Source organism: Aeromonas sp. QDB20, from assembly GCF_027707805.1.
Classification (GTDB): Bacteria; Pseudomonadota; Gammaproteobacteria; order Enterobacterales; family Aeromonadaceae; genus Aeromonas; species Aeromonas dhakensis.
This window is the reverse complement of record NZ_JAPCJC010000040.1, coordinates 1-13338: the sequence shown is the minus strand read 5'-3', so window position 1 is coordinate 13338 and position 13338 is coordinate 1. Positions and strand designations below refer to the sequence as shown.

Here is a 13338-nt window from a genome sequence, read left to right as displayed (position 1 = left end):
ACTAAAAAGTTTAGCCATTTAATATCAATAATTTAGAATGGTGTGTTTTTGTGCCAAGTGACTTGTTAGCACCTTCCCTAACGTAATCATTGCGTGTGAATAAAAACCATTTGTCATCTTAGCTATCATCTTGCTATGCATTTTTGCACCGCGAACTAAGAGTATATCACCCACTTTTAAATTTGTATTAAATGTATACATATACGTTACATTAGGTCTATTGCATTTTTGATATGGCATTATTCCCAGTTTTGTCTGTGACTTTCAAGTTAGTTGTCATGAAAACTTATTTAAACAGCCCGTGCTTGCGGAATCGTCATTGGTTTGCTAAACAACTGTCTGTCATGCAGTGATTTAAAGGAACGGAAAGAGCCTCAATAGGGAAATTTTTTGAGGAATGTAGAAACATAAGTTCTCAGATGACAAATAATTATGGCAATAAATCTCTAATATCACACCCCAACACCTTGGCAAGGCGATAAGCCTTCTCCAGGGTGACATTGACCTCACCACGCTCAATCCGTCCTACGTAGCTTCTATCAATCTCGGCCACATGTGCGAGTGCATCTTGCGAGACGCCCAATTGAAGCCGTTTATCACGTACTGCATCGCCAAATTTTTTTGCTAGATCTTGCATGTCTCGCCTCTCTCAGGCGAGCACTATCTCTGGTTGTCTGGCTTACGACCACGGACTATAATCCGCATCCTAATTTTAATTCCCACACTTATTGTCGTTCTAAACTTAGGACTACTTATGGACTCCCAGACGGTGTGGCTACCAACCGCACTCTACACAGCACTCATTCGATTAAAGTTGGACGATTTCGCTGCGATAGAGTGCGTAAATGCCTTTTTTGGGGATACGGCAGAGTCTCAGGAACATAGACGGCGCTATACCTTCATTTATCGGCATCTGATCAAGCTCGTACATCTTGGACTTCTAAAAAGAAAGGATGTTGATGATGGACGAACATTTTCCCATTTCATCAAGACTCCTCGGTTCAATGAGATGATGTTCGAAGAGCACTTTATTGGGCCAAAGGCCCTGGCATAAAAGCAGGAGACGGAGAGGATGAAGGATACTTTTGAATCCATAAAAAGCGAGTTGGATACTAGAGCACAACACTACCGTCAAGCGTTGCAGATAAACGACTTCAAGCTTGCAGAATACAACGAACTACGCTCTGACTTTCCCTTGTTAGCACCAATAATCGACAAGGCTGTCAGCGATGCTGTTGAGGAGAGCCGTGAAATACAGGGCAAAACAGCAGCTGTTGAGCGGATCTTGACTGTGATCTGGATGATCACGACACCTAAGGAGGGTGAGAACAAGTACCCTCCACAACAAAACTGAAAATTTTAGTCGATTTAATTCAAATGCTTACAAAGGCGTATTTTTGTACTTGGTGACTTATTCGCACCTTCCTTAACTATCGAACAAATTAGCGAAAATGAAATACCTATAGCGGCTCACTACCTGCCAACAGATAAATGACCAAAATGAATCCCTCTCTGTTTGCTCCTGTCTCTCTGATGATGCTGACCGCGAGGGTTTTGGTAAACCCTACCCTCGCCATGCAGGGAGGCAATCTGGTATCTTAGCCCCCGGTCAGCGGCTGAGATCTCATGGCTTTTTGTTTTGCTTTGCTGACAAAAGCCAAGCCCCATCTCTTCGCGCCTGTAACGCTGTACCCATTTTTGAATTTGCTAGTTCAAGTTTATCGAGGAACACAAGATGTATCGACGCATAGAAGCACGCATGGTCAATAACCTTCTGGGCACAGAACAGCTCCCAATGCCGACCTACGCGACCGATGGCTCCGCAGCCATGGACCTACGCGCATGCATCGCTGAACCCGTGACGATTGCACCAGGCGCTCGCCATCTTCTGAAAACTGGACTCGCTATCAATATGATGGACCCGAGCTTAGTAGCCATAGTAGCTTCCCGTTCTGGGCTCTCATTGAAACATGGTATTCGCGTAGCTCAAGGCATTGGTGTCATTGATGCGGACTACCATGGCGAAATAGGCGTCATCTTGGCAAACGATGGCGAAGACCCTTACACCGTACAGCCTGGTGACCGGATCGCACAATTGATGTTCCAACCGGTTGTACAGGTGTCGTTGAGTGTTGTTGAGGAATTCTCCACCGAAACCGAGCGTGGTAGTGGTGGTTTCGGTAGTACCGGTAAAGCATAGACCGCCAACATACCAAAACCTGGGGCCTGAGACACTTTTTCCGACACCAAGATAAAAGAACTTTAATTTCATACACTTAAGAAATTGAGACAGTATTTTATCGTATAGCAGTGGGCCTCATCGATTCCGACTACCAGGGCCAGCTGATGGTCTCGGTATGGAACCGCGGCAAAGAGGCGTTCACCATGCAGCCTGGCGAGCGCATCGCCCAGCTGGTGATCATGCCGGTGGTTCAGGCCAGCTTCCAACTGGTCGATGAGTTCAATCAGAGCGAACGGGGTGAAGGCGGTTTTGGTTCTTCTGGTCGCCAATAACAGACCACACCGGCCCGAGTGGCGGTGCCTAATAACAGAATCAGGCCATTGTTTTTTTAGGGGAATCCATGGCAAGCAGTAATCAGAAACAGAGTCGGCGCGATCAGATCCTGCAGGCGCTCGCCCACATGCTGGAGACCAGCCCAGGCCAGCGCATCACCACGGCCCGTCTGGCGGCCGAGGTGGGGGTCTCCGAGGCTGCCCTCTATCGACATTTTCCCAGCAAGGCGCGGATGTTCGAGGGGCTGATCGACTTTATCGAAGATTCCCTGCTGTCACGGGTCAACCTGATCATGGCCGAAGAGAAGGACACCATGAGCCGCTGTCACCACATACTGCAGCTGCTGCTGGTGTTCGCCGAGCGCAATCCCGGTATCACCCGCATCCTCAACGGCGACGCCCTGCTGGGCGAGCACGACCGGCTGCGGGATCGCATCAGCATCCTGTTCGACAAGCTGGAGACCCAGATCAAGCAGGTGCTGCGGGAGAAACGGCTGCGCGAAGGCCAGGGCTTCCAGCTCGACGAGACCATGCTGGCCAACCTGTTACTGGCCTACACCGAGGGGCGGATCAGTCAGTTCGTCCGCTCCGAGTTCAAAATCAAACCCACCGCCGGGTTTGAAGATCAGTGGCAGTTTATCCGCAGCCAGCTGCTGCAGAGCTGAGCAGTACGCCCGGCGACAATGCATTCGCAATCAGCCGCGGCTACGCCGCTCCAGGTGAGTTGCAGTAAAGAGGGAGGCCTTGGCCTCCCTTGTTTTTTGTGGCACAAAAGAGGCGGTGAGCACCAGATGCGACCCGGACTGTCGCATGCCAATGTTAGATTCATGCGTCATAAACCTTTTATCGCCTGACAGGACACCCTATGGAACCCGAAATCATTACCGAAGCGCAGACCTGGCTGGTCAACAACCAGGGCCTGCTGATCGAGTATGCCGTCAACATCGCGGCCGCCCTGCTCACCCTGCTGGTCGGCTACATCGCCGCCAACCTCATCAGCGGCGCCGTGGTCAAGGTGATGCAGTCCCGCAAGCTGGACACCACTGTCACCCACTTCGTCGGCAGCATCCTCAAGTACGCCATCCTGGTATTCGTGGTGATCGCAGCGCTGGGCCGGGTCGGGGTGCAGACCGCCTCCTTCGTCGCCATTATCGGTGCCGCCGGTCTGGCCATCGGTCTGGCGCTGCAGGGCTCGCTCTCCAACTTCGCCGCCGGCTTCCTGCTGATCATCTTCCGTCCCATCAAGGCAGGCGAGTTCATCGAAGTGGCAGGCACCAATGGCGTGGTGCAATCCGTTCAGCTGTTCACCACCACCCTCACCTCAGGTGACAACAAGATGGTGGTGGTGCCCAACTCCGCCATCCTCAACGGCACTATCGTCAACTACTCGCGCATGGATACCCGCCGCGTCGACATGACCTTCGGCATCGGCTACGGCTCGGATCTCCGCAAGGCTAAGCAGATCCTGGAGCGGCTGGTGAACGAAGAACCGCGCATCCTCAAGGAGCCGGCCACCACCATCGCCGTCGCCGCGCTGGCCGACTCCTCGGTCAACATAGTCGTGCGCCCCTGGGTCAAGACCGGCGACTACTGGGGAGTCTGGTTCGACTTCCACGAGAAGGTGAAGCTCACCTTCGATGCCGAAGGCATCGAGATCCCCTTCCCGCAGATGGTCATGCACATGCAAAAGCCGCAGGCGTAAACGCGGTTTTGCAGCCACCCACAATGCCAGCCTTCGGGCTGGCATTGTCGTCTCTGGCCTCGGCAGGGGTGAACACGACCATAAAAAAGCCGGCCACAATGGGCCGGACTTTGTTTTCAGCATTCCGGGGGGGTCGGCTTACACCAGCCGACGTGCCACCCGGTTGAGCAGCGGTTGCACCAGCACATATCCCCCCAGCACGGCACCGATCACCGCCAGTACCCGCAGCGGCAAGGTAGGGGCCGCACTGGTCAGCACCAGGGTCAACAGGCCGATGAGGCCGGTGGCGATCAGGCTAAGGGCAAACAGGGACAACACAGCTTTCATAGCGATCTCCTCATTCCAGACAGTAGCCATCCCTGGGAGATCTCGTCCATGCGACACCCATGCTAGCCATCTTGGGCCACCGACAATTTGCGCCTGCGCATGAAATGAGCGAAAAGGCGCCTATCGAATACTCTTTTGACTGCCATGCCAGGTTGCCACCCCGTCCACAGCATGCCTCGCCCTGAAAGCCCTTTCAGCGGCGGCAAGCCCGACCAAGTATGCGCAAACGCAAGATCCGGCAACCATGAGTGACTCATAATCGCAGCGTTTTGGTTGTAAACTCGGTCGATGGCAGACAATTGGTAAAGCTCTGTTACACGGGCCGCACCATGGGCTCGGTATAATGGGCCCGGTATAGTGCTCGAATAATAAGGTTTGGCGGGAGCCTTGCCTGCAAGGTTCATACACAACTTGGAAGACTGATAATCCTATGAAAAACATCAATCCAACCCAGACCCAGGCCTGGCAGGCACTGGAAGCCCACTTTGCAGCGAACAAAGAGACCCGGCTCAAGGATCTGTTCGCCCAGGATCCCCAGCGTTTCGACAAATTCTCCCTCACCTTCGGCGGCGACATCCTAGTCGATTACTCCAAGAACCTGATCACCGAGGAAACCCTCAAGTTGCTGGTTGATCTGGCCAAAGAGACCGATCTTCGCAGCGCGATCGATGCCATGTTCAATGGCGACAAGATCAACATGACCGAAGGCCGCTCGGTACTGCACGTGGCCCTGCGCAACCGCTCCGACCGCCCCATCGAGTGTGACGGCAAGGATGTGATGCCGGAAGTGAACGCCGTGCTGGCCAAGATGAAAGGCTTCTGCGAGAAGATCATCAGCGGCGAATGGAAAGGCTACACCGGCAAGGCGATCCAGCACGTGGTCAACATCGGCATCGGTGGCTCGGATCTGGGCCCGGTGATGATCACCGAGGCGTTGCGTCCCTACAAAAACCACCTGCAGATGCACTTCGTCTCCAACGTCGATGGCACCCACATCGCCGAGACCCTGAAGAAGATCGATCCGGAAACCACCCTGTTCCTGGTGGCCTCCAAGACCTTCACTACCCAGGAGACCATGACTAACGCCCTGACCGCCCGCGACTGGTTCATCAAGATCGCCGGTGACAAGGCCCACGTTGCCAAGCACTTCGCAGCCCTCTCCACCAACGGTAAGGCCGTGGCCGAGTTCGGTATCGACACCAACAACATGTTCGAGTTCTGGGACTGGGTTGGCGGCCGTTACTCCTCCTGGTCCGCCATCGGCATGCCTATCGCCCTGTCGGTCGGTTTCGACAACTTCGAGGCCCTGCTGCAAGGCGCCTTCGAGATGGATATGCACTTCGCCACCGCCTCCTATGAGCAGAACGTGCCGGTGCTGCTGGCACTGATCGGCCTGTGGTACAACAACTTCTACGGCGCAGAGTCCGAAGCCATCCTGCCCTACGACCAGTACATGCACCGTTTCCCCGCCTACTTCCAGCAGGGCAACATGGAGTCCAACGGCAAATACGTGGACCGCAACGGCAACAAGGTCGACTACCAGACCGGCCCCATCATCTGGGGTGAGCCGGGCACCAACGGCCAGCACGCCTTCTACCAGCTGATCCATCAGGGCACCAAGCTGATCCCCTGTGACTTCCTGGCACCGGCCATCAGCCACAACCCGATCGGCGACCACCACCCGAAACTGCTGGCCAACTTCTTCGCCCAGACCGAAGCGCTGGCCTTCGGCAAGAGCAAGGAACAGGTCGAAGCCGAGTTCCTGGCCGCCGGCAAAACCCTGGAGCAGGTCAAGGATCTGGTGCCGTTCAAGGTGTTCGAAGGCAACCGCCCGACCAACTCCATCCTGTTCAAGAGCCTGACCCCGAAAACCCTGGGTGCCCTGATCGCCATGTACGAGCACAAGATCTTCGTACAGGGCGCAATCTGGAACATCTTCAGCTTCGACCAGTGGGGTGTGGAGCTGGGCAAACAGCTGGCCAACAAGATCCTGCCGGAGCTCAACACTGCCGAGGCTGTCACCAGCCACGACTGCTCCACCAACGGCCTGATCAACACCTGGAAAGCGTGGAAAGCCTGATTTAGCCGGCCTTTCTGAATGCAAAAGCCCCGCTCGATGAGCGGGGCTTTTTTATGGCTGTCGGGCTGGTTTGCTGGCTGGCCGGTCGGGTGTCCAGCCCGACCGGCGACGGGGATCGTCACCCCCGCCTCCTTATCATCCTGCCCGATGCTGGCTTAACCGCCGACGGCGATACGCTTCATGTCCTTCATGTAACCGCGCAGTACCTGGCCGATCGCTTCGATGGGGTGGTTGCGGGTCGCCTCGTTGGCCGCCAGCAGCGCCAGGTTGTCGACGCTCTGCCCTTCCGCCTTGCTGGCCCCCAGATCACCCGCTTTCAGGGTCGGCATGAAGTGCTCGCGCAGCAAGGGCACGGCAGCGTTGGCGAACAGGTAGTTGCCGTACTCGGCGGTGTCGGAGATGACCACGTTCATCTCGTACAGGCGCTTGCGGGCAACTGTGTTGGCGATCAGCGGCAGCTCGTGCAGGGATTCGTAGTAGGCAGACTCCTCGTAGATACCGGAAGCCACCATGGTCTCGAACGCCAGCTCGACACCCGCCTTGACCATGGCCACCATCACCACGCCATTGTCGAAGTACTCCTGCTCGGCAATCTTGCCTGCAAACGCCGGGGCGTTTTCGAAAGCGGACTTGCCGGTCTCTTCACGCCAGCCGAACAGCTTGGCATCGTCTTCGGCCCAGTCGGCCATCATGCCGCGGGAGAATTCACCGGCGATGATGTCGTCCATGTGCTTCTCGAACAGCGGGCGCATCAGGGTCTTGAGCTGCTCGGAGAGCTCGAAGGCACGCAGCTTGGCCGGGTTGGACAGGCGGTCCATCATCAGGCTGATGCCACCCTGCTTCAGGGCTTCGGTGATGGTCTCCCAGCCGAACTGGATCAGCTTACCGGCGTAGGCCGGGTCTGTGCCTTCGGCAACCAGCTTGTCGTAGCAGAGCAGGGAACCGGCCTGCAGCATGCCGCAGAGAATGGTCTGCTCGCCCATCAGGTCGGATTTCACTTCCGCCACGAAGGAGGACTCCAGCACGCCGGCACGGTCGCCGCCGGTGGCGGAGGCCCACGCCTTGGCGATGGCCATGCCTTCACCCTTGGGATCGTTCTCCGGGTGAACGGCGATCAGGGTCGGTACGCCGAAGCCGCGTTTGTACTCTTCACGCACTTCGGTACCCGGGCACTTGGGCGCCACCATCACGACCGTGATGTCGGAGCGGATCTGCTGACCCTCTTCCACCACGTTGAAGCCGTGGGAGTAGCCCAGTGCGGCGCCCTGCTTCATCAGCGGCATCACGGTTTTGACGACGTCGGAGTGCTGCTTGTCCGGGGTCAGGTTCAGCACCAGATCGGCGGTCGGGATCAGCTCTTCATAGGTGCCGACCGCGAAGCCGTTGTCGGTGGCCTTCTGCCAGGAGGCGCGCTTCTCGGTGATGGCGGCCTTGCGCAGGGCGTAGGAGATATCCAGCCCGGAGTCACGCATGTTCAGGCCCTGGTTCAGGCCCTGGGCACCACAGCCCACAATCACCACCTTCTTGCCCTTCAGCACGTTGCAGCCGTCCGCGAACTCTTCGCGCTGCATGAAACGACACTTGCCCAGCTGGGCCAACTGCTGACGCAGGTTCAAGGTGTTGAAATAGTTAGCCATGGTGATTGCTCCGTTCGATTGATTCCATGCCGGATGGCGGCGTTGTCGAAACCACTATAGCGCGGGACACTTATTGCCTGAACTGATATATTCGAAACAGTACGTTGCAATAATTGAAACGTTAACCCTTCATGATCACATGGCGGGGCTAACCACCCACCGCTGGATATCGGGCAGGCATCCAGCGTCAGGAGCTGAAAGATGGACCTTCGCAATCTCGAACTGTTTCTCCACCTCGCCGACTCCCTCCACTTCGGCAAGAGCGCCGACGCCATGGCGGTCAGTCCCTCCACCCTCAGCCGCGCCATCCAGCGGCTGGAGCAGGAGACCGGCTGTGTGCTGTTCGAGCGGGACAACCGCTCGGTACGGCTCACCCCGGCCGGCGAGAAGCTGCGTGAGTTTGGTGGAGAGCTGCTGCAGGAGTGGCGCCAGCTCAAGCAGGAGCTCAAACGCAGCGATGAGCCGCTGCAGGGCCGACTACGGGTGTTCTGCTCGGTCACCGCCAGCTACTTTCTGCTGCCCGAGGTGCTGGAGCGCTTTCGCCGCCGCTATCCCCAGCTGGAGATCAAGCTGGAGACCGGCGACCCGGCGCTGGCGGTAGACAAGATCCTGGCCGACGAGGCTGATCTCGCCATCGCCGCCCGCCCCGATGCCCTCTCATCCAAGCTGGAGTTTGCCAGCCTGCAGCAGGTACCGCTGGTGTTCATCGCTCCTCGCACCGCACCGCAGCAGAACCAGTGGTTCTCCCAGGGCGAACCTGACTGGGAGCGGCTGCCGCTTATCCTCTCGGAGCAGGGGCTGGCCCGCAAACGCTGCGATCAGTGGCTGCGCAACAAGGGGATCGCCCCCAACATCTATGCGGAGGTGGCGGGCAACGAGGGGATTGTCGCCATGGTGGCGCTCGGCTTCGGCGTGGGGCTGGTGCCGGCGGCGGTGATCGACCACAGCCCCATGGGTGAGAAGGTACGCATCGTCGAGCCCAAGCCGGCGCTCAAACCATTCGATGTCGGCATCGCGGTGCTCAAGAAGCGGCTGGAGGAGCCGCTGATCCGCGCCTTCTGGGATACGGCGCGGGGACAGGGATCACTGCGCTGACAAGGCGGGCAACACAGGTGCATAGATGAGCGAGGGATCCTGCATCATGGCGCGGCTGCCGGCCGGCAGATCCGGATTGCTCAGCTCCAGCATCACCCGCCGATCGAGCTGCAGCCGCCGGATGGTGCTGCCAAAACCCGCCTCGAATATCCGCTCATAGTCACCGGACTGGCGGGCCCGCTGCAGCCCCAGCTCGATGCGCTTGGCCAGCTCCGGATACCTGGGTGAGACGAAAAACAACAGCGCCAGCGGATAGCGAAACACCAGGTGGGGTTCGATGGCCAGATCCGGATGCTGTGTGAGCTCATCCTCGATCTCGATGACCGAGCGCAGGAAGCAGTCGAAGCGCCGTTTGCGCAGCATGTTGAACAGGGCCTCATAGAGACCGCCCACCACCACGTCGAGGCCGTTCTCCTTGAGCAGACGGGTATCAGGCCAGGATCTGTGCTGACCGATGCGAAGCCCGGCCTGCCGCCAGTCGGTCAGCGATCGTATGTTGGCGAACCGCCCCTCGTCCCCCTGCCGAACGAGGCACACCCGCCAGCCCAGCAACCCTTTTGCCAACGGAACATGGATGGCCAGCAGGGTGCGCTCGCGCTCCTCATCGGGGGCAAACACCCCGACCTGCACCAGTTCGCCCCCCTGCAACTCCTTGACCGCCCGACCCTGCTCCATCGGCGGGCTGGCAATCAGCCGATAGGGACCGTATTCGGGCACGGTCAGATCGAGGGAGAGTCGCAACAGACCAGCCACGGCGGGATTGGGGTGATCAAGCAGCAGATTCCAGGCCCTGATGGGGGTCTCGGTCGCCTGCACGCTGCCAGCCAGCAGAATGACGCACCACAGCCAGCTCCTGATCATTGCACTCCTCCCCTTGTCACTTCCTCACTATAACCTCTCCTCCTCTACCGCCGGGCGCATGGCAGCACGGATATGTGAGCGACTCGATGTCAAATATGACAGTAGCTACGGCAAGGGGCAGATCAGAGACTAGACTGAACGTTCAACCTGAGTGGAAGAGGGAGTCCCGCCATGATGTCCAATCTGATCGAAATCAACAGCTCGCTGCTGTTCGACGAGTACCTGCAAAGCCTGGGGGTACCCTCAACCTTGCTGGATCAGGAACAGGACATCTATCTGCAGGAGCACCACCTGGCAGCGGTACGCCAGATCCAGGGTGAACTGAGGTTTTACCTCCGCGCCAACGCCCTCACCAAGCAGTGATCCGCAGCCGGTCACAGAACCGGCGCTGAATGCATATTACACTGGCACCATCCGCCACCCACGGGAGTGCCCATGAAACCAAGCGGCCTGGATCGGCTCTTCAAACCCCAGTCAATCGCCGTCATCGGCGCCTCGACCGACCCGCAGAAGGCCGGTCACGTGGTCATAAGGCACCTGCTCGCCGGCCATTTCAAGGGTCCCATCCTGCCGGTCAGCCCGCACAGCAAGGCCATTGCCGGCGTGCTGGCCTATCCCGACATCGACAGTCTCCCCCTTGCCCCTGACCTCGCCATCGTCTGTACCCGGCGGGAACGGGTACTGACCCTCATCGAGGCGCTCGGCAAGCGGGGAGCGGGTGCCGCCATCATACTGGCGGCCGATTTCACCCCACCTGAGCGCGAACAACTGCAGCGACTGAGCCGGCAATACGACATCCGCCTGCTCGGCCCCAACAGCATGGGGATGTTGTTGCCGGGTCAGGGCATCAATGCCAGCTTCTCACCGATTGCAGCCAAGCCCGGTCAGGTCGCCTTTCTCTCCCAGTCGGCCGCCGTCAGCACCACCATTCTGGATTGGGCCAAACAGCATGAACTCGGCTTCTCGGCCTTCATCTCCCTTGGCGATCACTGCGACATCAACTTCGGCCAACTACTGGATCAGCTCTCCCGCGACAGCGTGACCCGCGCCATCCTGCTCTACATGGACAAGCTGCAGGATGCCCGCCATTTTCTCTCGGCCGCCCGTGCCGCCGCCCGCAACAAGCCCATCCTGGTGCTCAAGAGCGGCCGCCATGAGCCGGACAACGGACTCGACAACGTCTATGACGCCGCCATCCGTCGCGCCGGCATGCTGCGGGTACGGGATACCCACGAACTGTTTGCCGCCGTCGAGACCCTGAGTCACTCCTTGACCCTCAAGGGGGAGCGGCTCGCCATCATCTCCAACGGCCGTGGCTTGGCCAACATGGCGATCGACAAGTTGCTGGAGCGTGGCGGCAAGCTGGCGATGCCGCCCCGCGACATTGGCAGCGATGCCGACATCAATGACTATCAGCAGGCTCTCGACGACCTGCTGCAAGGGGAGGAGGCTGACGCCATCCTGCTCATCCATGCCCCTTCACTCACCGCCCGCGGCGCCGCCTTGGCGCGAAGCCTGATCGACTACGTCAAGCAGCATCCCAGGGCCAGACGCTTCAATATCCTGACCAACTGGGCGGGGGAATATTCGGCCCAGGAGGGGCGTCGTCTATTCAGCGAGGCGGGATTCCCCACCTACCGCACCCCGGAGAGTGCGGTCGCCGCCTTCATGCATATGGTGGAGTACCGCCGTAACCAGAAGCAGCTGATGGAAACCCCTGCATCGCTGCAGGGTGACAGGCTCGACGTCGACCAGTGCCAACTGCTGATCCGGCAGGCGCTGGAACGCAAGCAGCTCACCCTCGACACCCATCTGGCACACCCCATTCTGCAGGCCGCAGGGCTCTCTACCCTGCCGACCTGGATCGTCTCCGATGCCATCGAGGCCACCCTGACCGCGGAGCAGATCGGCTATCCGGTCGCGGTCAAGCTGCGCTCGCCAGACATACTCCACAAGTCGGCCGTGCACGGCGTCATGCTCAACCTGCGCACCTCGGCCGAAGTCGCCCAGGCTGCGGACGCCATTCTGGATCGAGTCAGGCAACACGACCCCGGTGCCCGCATCGAAGGCCTGCTGGTACAGCGGATGGCACGGCGCAGCGGCGGCCTGGAGCTGCGGATCCGGCTGCAACAAGACCCGGTGTTCGGCCCTGTCATCCTGCTCGGTGAATCAGGAGCTGAACTGCAGGAGATGATGGCGGCCCTGCCGCCACTCAACCAAGCGCTGGCACGCTACCAGATCATAGGGGCGCTCAAGAGTCGCAAGATCCGCGAACAAGCCAGTCCGGAACGGCTCGATATCGATGCCCTCGGCCAGGTGCTATGCCAACTGTCGGAGCTGCTGCTCGCCTTCCCCGAGATCCAGCAGCTGGATCTGCACCCGTTGCAGGCCTGCGGCGCCGAGATGGTGGTGCTGGACGCCAGCCTGACCCTGCAACCCCATGAAGAGGGCAGCTGCAGGCTGGCCATCCGTCCCTATCCCACCGAGCTGGAAGAGGGGGCCTGGCTCAAGGATCAGAGCCATGTGCTGCTGCGCCCCATCCGACCGGAGGATGAACCTGCCCACAAGCAATTTGTCCTCAAGGTATCGGATGAAGACAGGTACAAGCGCTTCTTCGCCGATGTAGGGGAGCTGGGACACGAAGAACTGGCCCGCATGACCCAGATCGATTACGACCGGGAGATGGCCTTTGTCGCCGTGGGACAGGATGGGGAACGAAAAGATCAGATTTTAGGGGTGGTTCGCGCCATTTCGACGCCGGATCTGAGCGATGCCGAGTTTGCCATTCTGGTACGGTCCGATCTGAAGGGGTTGGGGCTTGGCAAACTGATGATGGAGAAGATTGTGCGTTATGCTAGGGAGCGCGGCATTGGCCAGCTGTCAGGCATGACCATGCCCAGCAACCGCGGCATGATCAACCTGGCCAAACGGCTTGGTTTCAAGATCGATATCCAGCTGGAAGATGGGGTAGTCAACATGGAGCTGCCCTGTGCGGAGCGAATAGAGAGGGAATAGCACGGGAAAGCGTGCTGAAATGACTGAATATCAGGCAATAAAAAAGCCCGCTCAGATGAGCGGGCTTCTTCAATTGGGTGCCTGGCAGTGTCCTACTCTCGCATGGC

General features: G+C 58.5%; 13 protein-coding genes. 9 read left to right on the top strand and 4 right to left on the bottom strand.

Annotated features, from left to right (window positions below; translation table 11 throughout):
• Positions 1–430 precede the first annotated feature (430 nt).
• Positions 431–637 carry a helix-turn-helix domain-containing protein gene (locus tag PG897_RS22290; RefSeq protein WP_159164603.1) on the bottom strand — a complete coding sequence of 69 codons (207 nt, stop codon included), beginning with the start codon at positions 635–637 and terminating at the stop codon, positions 431–433.
• 435 nt (positions 638–1072) lie between these two features.
• On the opposite strand from PG897_RS22290, the gene PG897_RS22285 reads away from it, so the two are divergent.
• The 5 genes from PG897_RS22285 (at position 1073) to PG897_RS22265 (ending at position 4216) form a co-directional block, all read left to right on the top strand.
• A complete protein-coding gene (locus PG897_RS22285) occupies positions 1073–1354 on the top strand; it encodes a hypothetical protein (protein WP_227272608.1) in 282 nt (93 codons plus the stop codon).
• 381 nt (positions 1355–1735) lie between these two features.
• Positions 1736–2200, top strand: coding sequence for a dUTP diphosphatase (gene dut, locus PG897_RS22280; RefSeq protein WP_041915434.1), 465 nt, complete (start codon positions 1736–1738; stop codon positions 2198–2200).
• An 83-nt stretch (positions 2201–2283) separates the two neighbouring features.
• On the top strand, positions 2284–2514 hold the full coding sequence (locus PG897_RS22275; protein WP_442866320.1) for a dCTP deaminase domain-containing protein: 231 nt from the start codon (positions 2284–2286) through the stop codon (positions 2512–2514).
• Between the two features lie 68 nt (positions 2515–2582).
• Positions 2583–3179, top strand: coding sequence for a nucleoid occlusion factor SlmA (gene slmA / locus PG897_RS22270; RefSeq protein WP_005307475.1), 597 nt, complete (start codon positions 2583–2585; stop codon positions 3177–3179).
• 200 nt (positions 3180–3379) lie between these two features.
• Complete coding sequence (locus tag PG897_RS22265) at positions 3380–4216, top strand: mechanosensitive ion channel domain-containing protein (protein ID WP_005307473.1); 837 nt, start codon at positions 3380–3382, stop codon at positions 4214–4216.
• A gap of 138 nt (positions 4217–4354) precedes the next feature.
• Here the strand turns inward: PG897_RS22265 and PG897_RS22260 are convergent, their stop codons facing one another.
• Complete coding sequence (locus PG897_RS22260; RefSeq protein WP_005307469.1) at positions 4355–4543, bottom strand: holin; 189 nt, start codon at positions 4541–4543, stop codon at positions 4355–4357.
• A gap of 430 nt (positions 4544–4973) precedes the next feature.
• Here PG897_RS22260 and pgi point away from each other — a divergent pair, with 430 nt between their 5' ends.
• On the top strand, positions 4974–6623 hold the full coding sequence (gene pgi / locus PG897_RS22255; RefSeq protein WP_043171443.1) for a glucose-6-phosphate isomerase: 1650 nt from the start codon (positions 4974–4976) through the stop codon (positions 6621–6623).
• 155 nt (positions 6624–6778) lie between these two features.
• Here the strand turns inward: pgi and ilvC are convergent, their stop codons facing one another.
• Positions 6779–8260, bottom strand: a complete 1482-nt coding sequence (gene ilvC / locus PG897_RS22250; protein ID WP_019840082.1) for a ketol-acid reductoisomerase — start codon at positions 8258–8260, stop codon at positions 6779–6781.
• 201 nt (positions 8261–8461) lie between these two features.
• On the opposite strand from ilvC, the gene ilvY reads away from it, so the two are divergent.
• On the top strand, positions 8462–9355 hold the full coding sequence (gene ilvY / locus PG897_RS22245; RefSeq protein WP_042049777.1) for an HTH-type transcriptional activator IlvY: 894 nt from the start codon (positions 8462–8464) through the stop codon (positions 9353–9355).
• Here ilvY and PG897_RS22240 read toward each other — a convergent pair.
• Positions 9344–10216 carry a substrate-binding periplasmic protein gene (locus PG897_RS22240; protein ID WP_043171442.1) on the bottom strand — a complete coding sequence of 291 codons (873 nt, stop codon included), beginning with the start codon at positions 10214–10216 and terminating at the stop codon, positions 9344–9346. The genes ilvY and PG897_RS22240 overlap by 12 nt on opposite strands.
• 171 nt (positions 10217–10387) lie before the next feature.
• Here PG897_RS22240 and PG897_RS22235 point away from each other — a divergent pair, with 171 nt between their 5' ends.
• Both PG897_RS22235 and PG897_RS22230 read left to right on the top strand, forming a co-directional pair.
• Positions 10388–10579 carry a hypothetical protein gene (locus tag PG897_RS22235; RefSeq protein ID WP_005307455.1) on the top strand — a complete coding sequence of 64 codons (192 nt, stop codon included), beginning with the start codon at positions 10388–10390 and terminating at the stop codon, positions 10577–10579.
• A gap of 72 nt (positions 10580–10651) precedes the next feature.
• Positions 10652–13231 carry a bifunctional acetate--CoA ligase family protein/GNAT family N-acetyltransferase gene (locus PG897_RS22230; RefSeq protein ID WP_043171441.1) on the top strand — a complete coding sequence of 860 codons (2580 nt, stop codon included), beginning with the start codon at positions 10652–10654 and terminating at the stop codon, positions 13229–13231.
• Positions 13232–13338 lie beyond the last annotated feature (107 nt).

Excerpts from the sequence above, each read along its gene's own strand:
- slmA (WP_005307475.1), top strand. The coding sequence starts at position 2,583 with ATGGCAAGCAGTAATCAGAAACAGAGTCGGCGCGATCAGATCCTGCAG.
- PG897_RS22260 (WP_005307469.1), bottom strand. The coding sequence starts at position 4,543 with ATGAAAGCTGTGTTGTCCCTGTTTGCCCTTAGCCTGATCGCCACCGGC.
- PG897_RS22290 (WP_159164603.1), bottom strand. The coding sequence starts at position 637 with ATGCAAGATCTAGCAAAAAAATTTGGCGATGCAGTACGTGATAAACGG.
- PG897_RS22240 (WP_043171442.1), bottom strand. The coding sequence starts at position 10,216 with ATGATCAGGAGCTGGCTGTGGTGCGTCATTCTGCTGGCTGGCAGCGTG.
- dut (WP_041915434.1), top strand. The coding sequence starts at position 1,736 with ATGTATCGACGCATAGAAGCACGCATGGTCAATAACCTTCTGGGCACA.
- ilvY (WP_042049777.1), top strand. The coding sequence starts at position 8,462 with ATGGACCTTCGCAATCTCGAACTGTTTCTCCACCTCGCCGACTCCCTC.
- PG897_RS22235 (WP_005307455.1), top strand. The coding sequence starts at position 10,388 with ATGATGTCCAATCTGATCGAAATCAACAGCTCGCTGCTGTTCGACGAG.
- pgi (WP_043171443.1), top strand. The coding sequence starts at position 4,974 with ATGAAAAACATCAATCCAACCCAGACCCAGGCCTGGCAGGCACTGGAA.
- PG897_RS22265 (WP_005307473.1), top strand. The coding sequence starts at position 3,380 with ATGGAACCCGAAATCATTACCGAAGCGCAGACCTGGCTGGTCAACAAC.
- PG897_RS22285 (WP_227272608.1), top strand. The coding sequence starts at position 1,073 with ATGAAGGATACTTTTGAATCCATAAAAAGCGAGTTGGATACTAGAGCA.
- PG897_RS22230 (WP_043171441.1), top strand. The coding sequence starts at position 10,652 with ATGAAACCAAGCGGCCTGGATCGGCTCTTCAAACCCCAGTCAATCGCC.
- ilvC (WP_019840082.1), bottom strand. The coding sequence starts at position 8,260 with ATGGCTAACTATTTCAACACCTTGAACCTGCGTCAGCAGTTGGCCCAG.